The sequence below is a fragment of the Kribbella sp. NPDC058245 genome (genome assembly GCF_042882005.1).
Lineage (GTDB): Bacteria > Actinomycetota > Actinomycetes > Propionibacteriales > Kribbellaceae > Kribbella.
The window spans coordinates 41,918-53,530 of record NZ_JBHVWY010000004.1 but is presented as its reverse complement, the minus strand read 5'-3'; the positions used below and the strand labels follow the sequence as shown (position 1 = coordinate 53,530).

The window sequence follows — 11,613 nt, the reverse complement described above, 5'->3', positions numbered from 1 at the left end:
TCCAATGCACGACTTGTGTGACCTACCTCACAACGAGAGGTCGCGGAGTTGGCGGCGGGAGGTGATGTCGAGTTTGCGGAAGATGTTGCGGAGGTGGGTGTCGATCGTGCGCGGGCTGAGGAAGAGCGTGGCCGCGACCTCCTTGGAGGTTGCGCCGCCGGCGACCTTGGTGGCGATCAGGCGCTCCTGCGCGGTGAGGTTGTCCAACGGATTCGTACCGTCCCGCCGCGGACGCTGACCCGTCGCAGACAACTCACGAGCCGCGCGCTCGGCAAAGGCAGAAGCACCCATCGTGGACAGGGATTCGTGCGCTGCCTGGAGCTCGACCCGCGCCTCCGCACGACGACCTTCGCGACGCAACCACTCGCCGTACAGGAGTCGCGCCCGCGCATGCTGGGCCCGTACGTCGGTCTGCGCGAGCAGGTCGATCGCCTCGCGGTACCGGCTGTCGGTGTCCGGCGAATTTGGGTCGAGCAAGGCCTGCGCGAGCAGGTGGTGTGCGACTGCCCAGGGGATGGGGTTCGTGCGCGCAAGTCGAGCAAGCTGGTCCAGTGCCGGGGCGGCGGCTTCGGGGCGCCCGGCCCGGGCCGCGGCTTCGACGAGTTCGGAGTCGAACGGCCAGATGACGTACGAGCCGAGCTCTCGCTCCGAATAGGCGGTCAGCCCGACCTCGAGGGCACCGGCGTAGTCGCCGAGCCCATTGCGAAGGACGGCGGCCGCATACAGCTCCGCCACCAGCTCATCGCGCCCGACGCGATTCTGGATGGACGCCCGCAGCTCGTCGAACTGCGCAGAGTTGCCACGCCAGGCGGCGAGGATGACGTCGGCGAACGCAAGACTGAAACTTCCGGCCGCCTCGTCGATCGCCGCCGCCTCGGCCAGCGCCGCCTCCGCTTCCGCGAATCGGCCGAACATCGTCTGGGTGATCGCCTGGAACTTCAGTGCCTGCGGAAGAATCGCCAGCGCGGACTGCCGGCGCGCCAGCTCCACCTGGTGGGCCGAGATCTCGTCCGTCGCCTCGGAGTCGCGCAGATCGAGTGCCATCATGCAGGCCAGCTCCATCCACCACGGGTCCGCGAGATCCGCCGTACGGAACGCATCGACGGCTCGGCGCATGGCCGGCACGGCCTCGTCGACCGACAGCATCGCCTGATCGAGGAGCGCGGTCAGCAACAGGCCGGCCGGCCGTGGGTCCTCGCGCGGCGGGACCTGCGCGCGGATGCGCGCCCCGAGCTGCCGCAGCCGGCCAGGCATCCGGTCGATGAACATCGCGGACGAGAACGCCTCGATGTACGTTCCCGTCGCGTCCTCGGGGCCGAGGCCGGGCGCGGCGCTGACCAGGGCGGCGGTCGCCTCCGGACTGCGCGTGACGTACACGTCGATCGTTGCCCGCTGCAACTTCACCTGGGTGCGCTGTGCCGCGTCGAGCGGACGCCGTTCGGCCTGTGTGAGCAGCTCGCGGGCCTCCCCGAACGCACCGAGTTTGAGCCGCAGACTGGCCGCGGCGAGCAGCCGCGCGGCCTGTTCGCCAGGCTCGGGGCTCAACTGGGCAGCGCGTTCGAGGAAGGCTGCGGCTGACGCAAAATCACCACGGAGTTGGGTGCGTTCTGCCGCGATGCTCAGCTCGGCGGCCACCTCCTCATCCGTGTCGATGACCGCGTGCGCCCGATGCCAGGCCCGCCGGTCCGGGTCGGTCTCGGCGTCGGTCGCCTCGGCCAACGCGGCATGCAGGCTGCGGCGGACGCCGGGCGTAGCCGATTGGTACGCCGCCGACCGCACGAGCGGATGACGGAACCGCAACCGCGGTCCGAGCGTGACCAGCCCCTCGTCCTCAGCCTCGGCGGCAGCGGTCAGCGTCAGATCGAGTCGCTTCGCGGCCCGGCGTAACAGACCGAGGTCACCAACCGGCTCAGCCGCGGCGAGGCTCAGCAGCAACTGAGTTGCCTCCGGCAACCGTCGTACCCGGCGCGTGAACTCGGCCTCCAGCTCCTCCACAACACCTCGACGTTGACCGCCCGGAGTGCCGTCGAATTCCAGCAGGGCCAGCGGATTGCCGTGTGCCTCGGCCAAGATCCGATCCAGTACGTTGCTGTCGAGACCCGCCCGACCGGTTGAACGCAGCAGCGCCTGAGCCTCCTTCTCGTCCAGCCCGGTCAGCGGCAACTGGGGTAGATCGGAGAAGCCGGCGCCGTCCGGACGACCAGACAGGATCATCGCGATCCCCTCAGAAGAGATGCGCCGCGCAACGAAGGCGAGCACCTGGCGCGTACCGGCGTCGATCCACTGGATGTCGTCGACCACGCAACACAGCGGCTGCTGGAGCTCGTTGAGCAGACCGAGTACGGCGAGACCAACCATCAGCGGGCTCGGCGTCGTACCGGCGGCCAGTCCGAAGACCGACTCCAGGGCCTGCCGCTGGACATCCGGTAGCCCCGTCCGCGCTTCGATGACGGGGGAGCACAGTTGGTGCAGAGCGGCGTACGGGAGGTCGCGTTCGAACTCGGTGCCGTCGGCCCGCAGGATCAGCCAGCCGTCGAGCCGTTCGGTGACGGTCTCGATCAGCGTCGACTTGCCGATCCCGGCCTCGCCGAGCACGACGATCGCCCCGCCGCGACCGTCGGCTGCGCCCTGGGTGAGCGCTTCGATCGCCTGCAGTTCCTTCTGGCGGGCTACGAACTGCATCTACTCGGCTCTCCTGCGTAATCGAGGGACGGACGGTGTACGTACGCAATCTACGTAGTTCTCGCCGACGCGCGGGGAGCGGCACCGGCGGCACTGTTGACCTTGTCAGCAGGACGCTCTGGAGGAGGCAAAAGGATGATCACCGAGGTTGAACTGCCCGGAATCGTGGAGGCGGACGGGCTGCAGTTGCGCCGGCGGGAGACCCCGGAGGTCGGGCCCGGCCAGGCGCTGGTCCGGATGGAGGCGACCGGGGTGTCGTTCGCCGAGCAGCAGATGCGGCGTGGCAAGTACTACGACCAGCCGCCGTTCCCGTTCGTTCCCGGGTACGACGTGGTCGGGGTGATCGAGTCCCTCGGGTCAGGCGATTCCGGGTTCACGGTCGGCCAGCGGGTCGCCGCGGTGACCAAGATCGGCGGCTGGGCCGACCGGCTGCTGATCAACACCGCGGACCTGGCACTCGTGCCGGACGGGGTGGGCGCCGAGGAGACCGAGGCCGTGATCGTGAACGGTGTGACCGCTCGGCGGATGCTCGCGATCGCCAAGGTCCGTCGCGGCGACACCATCGTCGTACTGGGTGCGAACGGCGGCGTCGGATCGCTGCTCGTCCAGCTCGCCCGGCACGCCGGGGCGCAGGTGATCGGAGTCGTGTCCAAGCGGCACTTCCCTTACGTCCGTGAGCTCGGCGCGATTCCGGTCGACCGCTCGGTGGACGTCCTCGCCGCGGTGCGAGCGATTGCGCCCAACGGCGTACAGGCGGTCTTCGATCACGTCGGTGGGCCGGAGATCCGGAAGTCGTGGTCAATGCTCGGCCGCGGCGGTTCGCTCGTCTCCTACGGTACGGCGGCCACTCGCGATCAGGAGGGTAACGCCCGGCTTCCTGTCCTCGCGTTGATCGGCCAGCTCCTGCTGTGGAACCTCCTGCCGAACGGAAAGTCCGCCACGTTCTTCAACCTCTGGGCCGGACGCCGGCGGCTCGCTAAGCACCAGGCCGAGATGCGTACCGACCTCGAAGCCGTCTTCGGGCAGCTCGCCGCCGGTGACATCACCGCCCGGATCGCCCGCGCCTTCCCGCTCTCCGACGTCGCCGACGCGGTCCGGTACGCCGAGTCCGGCTCAGCCGCCGGCAAGGTCGTCATCATCCCCTGAAGTCGTTCCCTGGAAAGGAAATCCGGCTCTCCTGCTCGATGTGTAGGTGGTGCGACATTGCCAGGGTCCGTGGTTCCCGGCGTCTCGGGGATTCCGACCGCGGCCGGGCGAGAAGCTGGGATGGATCTGCCACCACATTTGCCTGGCTAGGCACGGAAATGGGGGGTTATGTACTCATAACCAGGGTGCGGAACCCCTGATTTGGGTGGCTAGGCAGGCAAATCGCTCGGGGTCGTGCGGCGGCCGGGCGGGCCAGCGAGCGAAGTCACCATGCCGGCGAGCCCGATCCACCCACACATCGGACAGGAGAGCCGGAAATCCCCTCATGTCTCGCACACTCGCCTGATCGCCGCTGCTGCCCTCACCGCCGGGATCGCCGTCGCCGCCGTACCGGTGCTTACACGCCACCCACCGCCTGAAAGGGTACGCCGGTGACTTCGCGGATTGCTTCGGTGACCAGGTCGGGGCGGTCGAGGTGGAGGTAGTGGCCGGAGTCGGGGACGACCGTGTGCCTGGCGTTGGTGGCGCCGGCCACGGCGCCATGCAGGTCCAGGACGGGGCGAACGAATGCTTCGGGGCGATCCTTCATAGCGGTCAGAACGACAACCGGAAGCTGCGGCCAGACAGCCTCAGTACGGCGTTTGGCCAGCTCGGGGAGGTGGTCGAGAATCATCGGCAGTTCGGCAAGGTGGACCGCCATCTGCTCGGGTGTCTCCAGGTAGGACAGACAGGCCGCTTCCAGTAACTGCTCGATCTCCGGCGTGGTGCCGGCGACGCGAGCCGTGGTCGCAGCCTGCTCGCGGGCGGACTCCAGTTGTTCCTCCCGCCGAACGTCGTCAGTCGGAAGCACCGGCGGCGCTGACCAGAACCTCTCATGCGAAGGATCCAGCAGCACAAGACCGTCCACGAGATCAGGGCGTGCCCAGGTGGCGAGCTGAACGAGCAACCCGCCCCAACTGTGTCCGACAAGCACCCCAGATCCCGCACTCTCGAGCACGGCGATCAGATCATCCAGTTGCCCCTCCAGACTCAGCGGCGCCACCTCGCTCGCGCCGTACCCGGCGCGGTCGTAAGCAATCACCCGGTGATCGGCCGCCAGCGCCTTGAACACCGCCGCGAACCCGATCACCGGAGACGCCGCCCCGGCCTCGAAAATGACGGTCGGCCCGCTCCCACCCGCAACCCAGCTGAGCCGCCGCCCACCCCGATCAACACCCCCACGGTCAACCGGCGCACCAACCAAAGCGGAGAGGGCACCCACGGCCCGATCTGTAGTCACCACGCAATCAACCCCCACCCCGCCCCTCCCGGTCAACGGACTTTCGCTCTGGTCGGGCAAGGCAGGCGGACTGCGCCCACTGACCAAGCGTCCTCCGGCAGCAGTTTCCGCCCCCGCCCGAGCGTGCCGGACCAGGTGCCACGCAGGTTGGCGGTCCGCTCTCAGCGCACTAACTGAAGTCCGCGAGCAGCGGATTCCGCATCGTGTAGAACGCGCCGGACACGATGCTTGCCTTGTACTTCGCCGCCAGCCGTCCGGTCAGCACCGCCTCGACCGGTGAATCGTCGGCCCGGACGAACTGGATCACTCCATCGCGGCGGCCAAGACTGATGCACTGGTTGAAGTAGCGGAACTTCAAGCCGCGCGGCTCCCGCCCGTTTAGTCGATCCGTCAACGCCCGAACCGCATGGCCGGCCATCGGAATCCCTGTCGCACAAGCCATCCGCAGTTCGTCCTGACCCTCCGGCCGCACAACGGCCGAGTCGCCGATCGCGGTCACTTCCGGATGCGACACCGATCGCAAGGTCTGGTCGACCAGCATCCGCCCGTTGTCGTCGACCGCGAACCCAGCCTTCCGCGCGATGTCCGACACCTCGAACCCGGTCGTCCGCACCACCACGTCCGCGTCGACCCGCCCGCCATCGGCCAGTTGCAGACCGCTCGCGTCAACCGCGACCACCCGCGCCTGCTCGACCTTCACGATTCCCAACCGGTCGAACACCTTGTGCAGATGCCGCCGGCCGCGCTGCGACAACGCACCGCCTAGCGCGCCCGCAGTCACGAGCTGAACCTTCCGCCCCGGATACGACTCGGCAATCTCGGTCACCGCCTCGAGCCCGGTCAGCCCACCACCGACCACCGCGATCGACCCCTCGCTCCGCAGTCGATCCCGCAGCCGCCCAGCACTCGCGACATCCGCGACGGTATACGCGTACTCACCAACCCCTGGCACCGAATCCAGATCCGCCCGGCTCCCCAGTGCATAGATCAGTACGTCGTATGCGACCTCCCGCCCGCTCAGCGTCACCACCCGCCGCTCGGCATCGATGTGCACGACCCGGTCGACGACGAACTCGATCCCCGTCCCCTTGACCAGCTGACCAATCGGCCGCGAAGGCAGCGCCTTCCCCGACGCCAGTTCATGCATCCGAACCCGTTCCACGAACGTGTCCCGCGCGTTCACCAGCGTGACGTGCCCGTCGGTACGGCGAGCAGCCAGCTTGGCCGCGATCATCCCGGAGTACCCGGCTCCCAGCACGACAATGTGCGGTTTCATCTCTGTCCCCTTTCGACACCCCTGAGGACACGGCCCACCCGCCCGCCGTGACATGACGCCCGTCACATGCGCGGCGGCGCCGTTACCAACCCTCGTTCGTACGCCGCGATCACCAGCTGGGCGCGGTCGCGCGCATGCAGCTTCGCGAGCAGGTTGCCGATGTGGGTCTTGGCGGTCCCCATCGAGATCGTCAGGGTCTGGGTGATCTCCTGGTTGGACAGCCCGCGGCCGATCAGCGTGAGCACCTCCGCCTCCCGCTCGGTGAGGTCGGCAGCCGTTGCCTGCGGCATCGATCGACCGAGGTAGTGCTCGACGAGCCGGGTCAGGATGCTCGGAGCGAACAACGATTCACCAGCGTGCGTTCGCCGGACGGCGTCCACCAGCCGGTCGGGCTCCGCATCCTTCAGTAAGAACCCGCTGGCCCCCGCCCGCAGCGCGGCGTGCACGTATTCGTCCAGCTCGAACATGCTCAGTACGACGACCCGCGTGGCGGCGAGCTCGCTAGTGATCCGCCGAGTCGCCTCGATCCCGTCGCCGTCGGGCATCCGGATGTCCATCAGTACGACGTCCGGCCGCAACTCGACCGCCCGCGCGACTGCCGTCGTACCGGTGCCGGCCTCGCCGACCACCGCCAGATCTGGCGCACCGTCGACGACGAGCCGCAGGCTGTGCCGGATCAACGGCTGGTCGTCGACCACCAGCACCCGAACGGCCGCGCTCATGGGCGATCCGGCAAGCGGGCGACCAACTCGAACCCGGAGCCGGACCTCGCGCCTGCCTGCAGAGACCCGCCCAGAGCGCCGACCCGTTCCCGCAGTCCGGCGAGTCCGGTGCCAGCGCCCGGGTGCGGAACCCAACCAGCGCCCGGCCCGTCGTCGGTGACGGTGACGACGACCGCGCCGCCTTCTCGCCGTACGGCGACCTGTGTGCGCGTCGGCCCGGCGTGCCGGGCAGTGTTGGCGAGGGCCTCGCGGACGATTGCGCACACGCTGAGCTGGACGCCGCCCGACACCTCCCCAAGGTCGTCGACCGCAAGGTCTGCCTGTACGCCGCTGGTCCGGGCGAGCTCGATGATCCGGGGCAGGTCGGTCAACGACTCTGCCGGTTGCAACGACGTACCGTCGCCGGGAGAGCGCAGTACGGCGAGCATCCGGCGCAGCTCGGTGGTTGCCTGGCGGCCGGCCCGTTCGATGTCGGTCAGCGCGGCGATCCGCTCCGCGTCCCCGGCCGGTCCGGTCAGCCCACGCGTCGAGGCGGCGCGGACGGTGACGAGACCGAGTCCGTGCGAGGCGAGGTCGTGCAGGTCGCGAGCGATCCGCAACCGTTCGGCGTGCGTGGCGCGCTCGGCCGCCCATGCGGTCAGTTCGTCCTCGTAGCGCCGGCGCTGGCGGCGGGTGCGCAGCAGAGCCCAGACGACGACCGCGGCCGCGCAGATCACGATGGCGAGGGTGACCGCGAGGGCTGCGGCCGGCGGACTGGCGCCGACGGCCGCGAGCACGAGCAGCAGAAAGACCAGCAGGGCAAACGCAATCGGCCAGGCGCGAGAACGCAATACAGGCCGATCGTTGGCTTCCACCCAGCCAGTCTAGGGAGTTGGCAGTCCCTCCACATCGGACTCAGGTCTGACGGACCTGGGACCGAGAAGGTCCGGACCCAGGCCCGATCCGGACGCCGTCGGCGACGACTGGAATGAGGACATGATCACGATCGACCAGCTCGTCAAACGCCGTGGCTCCCGGACCGTCCTCGACCAAGTCGGGTTCGTGGCCCGGCCGGGTCGGGTGACCGCGTTCCTCGGTCCGAACGGCGCGGGCAAGTCCTCCACACTGCGGATTCTGCTCGGCCTCGACCGCGCCGACGGCGGCCGCGCGCTGTTCGGCGGTCGGCCGTACGGCGCTCTGTCCGAACCGTTGCGCATGGTCGGATCGATGCTCGACGGATCCGGGGCGCATCGGTCCAGGACCGCCCGGAGCCATCTCGCATGGGTTGCCCGCAGCAACGGTATTCCGCAGCGCCGGGTCGAGGAGGTGCTGGCCGAGGTCGGTCTGGCCGACGACGCGCGGGGCCCGGTGGCGAAGTACTCGCTGGGGATGGGGCAGCGACTGGGGATCGCCGCGGCCCTGCTCGGCGAACCCGAGACGCTCGTCCTCGACGAACCGGTCAACGGCCTCGACCCGGAAGGCATCCGGTGGATCCGCGGCCTGCTACGCGACCGCGCCGACGCCGGAGGCACGGTCCTGCTGTCCAGCCATCTGATGTCCGAGGTGGCCGACGTCGCCGACGACCTGGTGGTGATCGCCAACGGACGGATCGTTGCCACCGGCACCGTTGTCGACGTCACCGCGGGATACGCCGACCTGGAGGAAGCCTTCTTCGCCCTGACCGGGGTGACCCGATGAATGCGCTCAAAGCCGAACTCAGTAAGGCCTTCGCACTGCCCGCGGTCTGGGCCGGACTCGCCCTGACCGTGCTCGGATGTACCGCCATCGAGGTGCTCACCGCGAGCCGGGGCGAGGCGACCGGTACTGAGAGCCTGCCGCTGGGTACCGTCGGCGCGGTGGTGATCGGAGTCGTTGCCATCAGCAGCGAATACACCACCAACAGTGCCGACGCCGGTGGCGGCCGCCAGATCACCACGACTCTCACCACCATCCCGAGCCGGGCCCGAGTCCTCCTCGCGAAGGCGATCACCATCATCTTGTTGATCGTGCTCAGCGCGCTCCTCGCCATGCCGATCTGCATCGGGATCGCGCGGCCGTCCAGTTCCGCGTCCGAAGTCCTGACCAGTTGCCTCGGGGCAACGCTGTACTGGGTGTTCAGCGGGCTGCTCGGCTTCGCGATCGCGGTGATCCTCCGCAACGGCGTCGTACCGCTGATCGTCCTGATCCTGAACAGCTCGCTGGTCTCCGTCTCGCTCCTGCTCACGAAACTCACGCCGCTCGCTCATTGGCTGCCCGACCTGGCTGGTCGCCGGCTCTTCGGTGGGGTCAGGACGGTCGACGGCGGACTCGCCGCCGTACCAGGTGGGTTCGTGATGGCGGGGTGGGCGTTGCTGCTCTGCCTGCTGGCCGGGTTCGTCTTCGCCCGGCGGGACGCATGAGCGTCGTCCTCGCGGAACTTTCCAAGCTCCGCACCCTGCCGATCACCGGCTTCACCGTCGCCGGAATCCTCGCGGTCTCCGGCCTGCTCACGGCCGCGGATCGATCGGTCGACCTCGTTCCGTATGTCCAAGCCGGGTTCGTCCTGCTGGGCATCATCCCGGTCGCGCACGAGCACGCCGGCCGCCAATTCAGTACGACGCTCATCGCCGTACCGGCTCGTGGTCGTCTCCTTGCGGCCAAGACTGTGGCTGCTGCCATCACCATCGCGCTCACCGCCGTACCGACTGCCCTGCTGGGCGGATCGGAGCGGCCAGCGGGCGCGGCGGCGTACCTCACCTTCATCGGTCTCTTCGCGTACGGCGTCGCCGTGGTCGTCCGACAGCTCATCCCTGCCCTGGTCGGCACACTCTGCCTGGTTCTGATCGTGTCGCCGCTGCTCGCCGACGACGGCCGCTGGCTCCCGGACCAAGCGGCGGCGGAGCTCTACCGCGCGTCTGCGACCACCGGCGCGCTCGCGGCCGTCGCTTGGCTCGTCGGGATCGGAGGCGTCGCGACCGCCGCGTTCCTCCGCCGCGACGCCTGAGCGAGACTGGCGCCATGAGCCGACACGACGATCTGATCGCCGAGGGCGAACCCGAGGCGGAGTTTCACCCGGGGATCGCGGAGCGGTTGCCGCGCAAGCGGGTCGCCGGGGGCGCGCTGATCCGCGATCGGGACGGACGGATCCTGTTCATCGAACCGACGTACAAACCGTTCCTCGACATCCCCGGCGGCATCGCGGAGGCCAACGAGTCCCCGTACGACGCCTGCGGGCGTGAGGTGCTGGAGGAGGTCGGGCTCGAGCTGACCATCGGAGCGTTGCTCGTCGTCGACTGGGATCCGGCGCGCGGCGTCTGGCACGACGCAATCGCGTTCGTCTTCGACGGGGGCGTGCTCAACGATGACGAGGAGCTGGTGATGCAACCGGGGGAGGTGGGTGCGGTGGCGTTCCTGACCCTCGATGAGGCGCAACCACGGCTCCGTCCCTCGATGCATCGCCGCCTCACGCTTGCCGTCCAAGCTTTGGAGTCAGGCGTCCCTCAGTACTCGGATTTCGGGCGGACTGTTTGACCTCAACAACACTTCAGGTTCTAGCGTGATGAACCTTGACGAGTTGAGGAGGTTCACGGTGCGGGCAGTTCGCATTGCACGGTTCGGTGGTCCTGAGGTGCTGGAGCTGGTTGAGGTGCCGGAGCCTGTCGCTGGGGCGGGTGAGGTGGTGGTCGACGTTGCGGCGGCCGAGGTGTTGTTCCTGGACACGCAGCTTCGGGCTGGGTGGGGACAGGAGTACTTCAAGCTTGAGCTGCCGATCGTGCCGGGCGCGGGGGTGGCTGGTGTGGTGCGGTCGGTTGGGCCCGGAGCGGACGCTGGGCTGGTCGGGCGGCGGGTGATTGCGGGCACCGGTGGGGTCGGGTCCTATGACGGCGGCGGGTACGCCGAACAGAGCGTCGTACCGGCGACTGAAGTGTTCCCGGTGCCGGACGGGCTGGAGTTGAGTACGGCGTTGGCGGCCTTGCATGACGGGGCCACGGCGTTGTCGCAGCTGGACCTGGCGGCGGTGTCCGCCGGTGAGCGGGTGCTGATCACCGCGGCTGCGGGCAGTCTCGGCAGCTGGCTGATTCCGTTGCTCTCGGCAACAGGTGCGACCGTAGTCGCGGCCGCTCGAGGTTCCGCCAAGTTGGACCGCGTTCGCGAGCTTGGCGCTCACGAGACCGTGGACTACTCGGTGGCCGGCTGGGCCGACGGGCTCGATGGTGTGGACGTGGTGTTCGACGGAGCCGGCGGTGAGATCGGCCGGGCAGGCTACGCGATCACCCGCCCGGGTGGCCGGTTCCTCGGCTACGGAGCGGCCAGTGGGGACTTCGCGGGCGCGGATCATCGCGACGACGTCACCGTGGTCGGCATCTATCAGCCGGACCCGGTCGCGTGGCGCGACCTACCGCGCCGGGCCCTGCAACTTCTCGCCGAGAATCGCCTGGACCCAGCGATCGGTCAAACCTTCCCACTGGCCGACGCGGCCGCGGCCCATGCCGCGATCGAGGCGAGGACCACCGTCGGCAAGACGCTCTTGCTGCCTGCTTAAGGACAGG

11 protein-coding genes are annotated in these 11,613 nt (G+C 68.9%); 6 read left to right on the top strand and 5 right to left on the bottom strand.

Features of this window, described 5'->3' with window-relative positions:
* Nucleotides 1-27 precede the first annotated feature (27 nt).
* Entirely contained in the window at nucleotides 28-2,682 is a 2,655-nt protein-coding gene (locus tag ACFVWG_RS09540) for an ATP-binding protein (RefSeq protein WP_391542741.1), read from the bottom strand.
* A gap of 135 nt (nucleotides 2,683-2,817) precedes the next feature.
* On the opposite strand from ACFVWG_RS09540, the gene ACFVWG_RS09535 reads away from it, so the two are divergent.
* Complete coding sequence (locus tag ACFVWG_RS09535; protein ID WP_391542740.1) at nucleotides 2,818-3,828, top strand: medium chain dehydrogenase/reductase family protein; 1,011 nt, start codon at nucleotides 2,818-2,820, stop codon at nucleotides 3,826-3,828.
* Between the two features lie 397 nt (nucleotides 3,829-4,225).
* Here the strand turns inward: ACFVWG_RS09535 and ACFVWG_RS09530 are convergent, their stop codons facing one another.
* From ACFVWG_RS09530 to ACFVWG_RS09515, 4 genes are all read right to left on the bottom strand, one after another.
* On the bottom strand, nucleotides 4,226-5,089 hold the full coding sequence (locus ACFVWG_RS09530) for an alpha/beta fold hydrolase (protein ID WP_391542739.1): 864 nt from the start codon (nucleotides 5,087-5,089) through the stop codon (nucleotides 4,226-4,228).
* 187 nt (nucleotides 5,090-5,276) lie between these two features.
* The gene (locus ACFVWG_RS09525; protein WP_391542738.1) at nucleotides 5,277-6,383 is read right to left on the bottom strand and encodes an NAD(P)/FAD-dependent oxidoreductase; all 1,107 of its coding nucleotides are present in this window, start codon (nucleotides 6,381-6,383) and stop codon (nucleotides 5,277-5,279) included.
* A 62-nt stretch (nucleotides 6,384-6,445) separates the two neighbouring features.
* Complete coding sequence (locus tag ACFVWG_RS09520) at nucleotides 6,446-7,105, bottom strand: response regulator (RefSeq protein WP_391542737.1); 660 nt, start codon at nucleotides 7,103-7,105, stop codon at nucleotides 6,446-6,448.
* On the bottom strand, nucleotides 7,102-7,959 hold the full coding sequence (locus ACFVWG_RS09515; protein WP_391542736.1) for a sensor histidine kinase: 858 nt from the start codon (nucleotides 7,957-7,959) through the stop codon (nucleotides 7,102-7,104). The genes ACFVWG_RS09520 and ACFVWG_RS09515 overlap by 4 nt, the downstream gene beginning before the upstream one ends.
* A gap of 121 nt (nucleotides 7,960-8,080) precedes the next feature.
* Between ACFVWG_RS09515 and ACFVWG_RS09510 the strand changes: the two genes are divergently transcribed.
* The 5 genes from ACFVWG_RS09510 to ACFVWG_RS09490 are packed head-to-tail and all read left to right on the top strand — an operon-like array spanning nucleotide 8,081 to nucleotide 11,606.
* A complete protein-coding gene (locus tag ACFVWG_RS09510; RefSeq protein WP_391542735.1) occupies nucleotides 8,081-8,782 on the top strand; it encodes an ABC transporter ATP-binding protein in 702 nt (233 codons plus the stop codon).
* Nucleotides 8,779-9,483: a hypothetical protein gene (locus ACFVWG_RS09505; protein WP_391542734.1), complete on the top strand. Its 705-nt coding sequence runs from the start codon at nucleotides 8,779-8,781 to the stop codon at nucleotides 9,481-9,483. The genes ACFVWG_RS09510 and ACFVWG_RS09505 overlap by 4 nt, the downstream gene beginning before the upstream one ends.
* Nucleotides 9,480-10,067 (top strand): hypothetical protein, encoded by a 588-nt coding sequence (locus ACFVWG_RS09500; RefSeq protein ID WP_391542733.1) that lies wholly within the window; start codon nucleotides 9,480-9,482, stop codon nucleotides 10,065-10,067. Before ACFVWG_RS09505 ends, ACFVWG_RS09500 begins: the two co-directional genes overlap by 4 nt.
* 14 nt (nucleotides 10,068-10,081) lie before the next feature.
* Complete coding sequence (locus tag ACFVWG_RS09495; protein WP_391542732.1) at nucleotides 10,082-10,594, top strand: NUDIX domain-containing protein; 513 nt, start codon at nucleotides 10,082-10,084, stop codon at nucleotides 10,592-10,594.
* Nucleotides 10,595-10,652: 58 nt separating this feature from the next.
* Nucleotides 10,653-11,606, top strand: a complete 954-nt coding sequence (locus tag ACFVWG_RS09490; protein WP_391542731.1) for a zinc-binding dehydrogenase — start codon at nucleotides 10,653-10,655, stop codon at nucleotides 11,604-11,606.
* The last annotated feature ends 7 nt before the right edge of the window (nucleotides 11,607-11,613 follow it).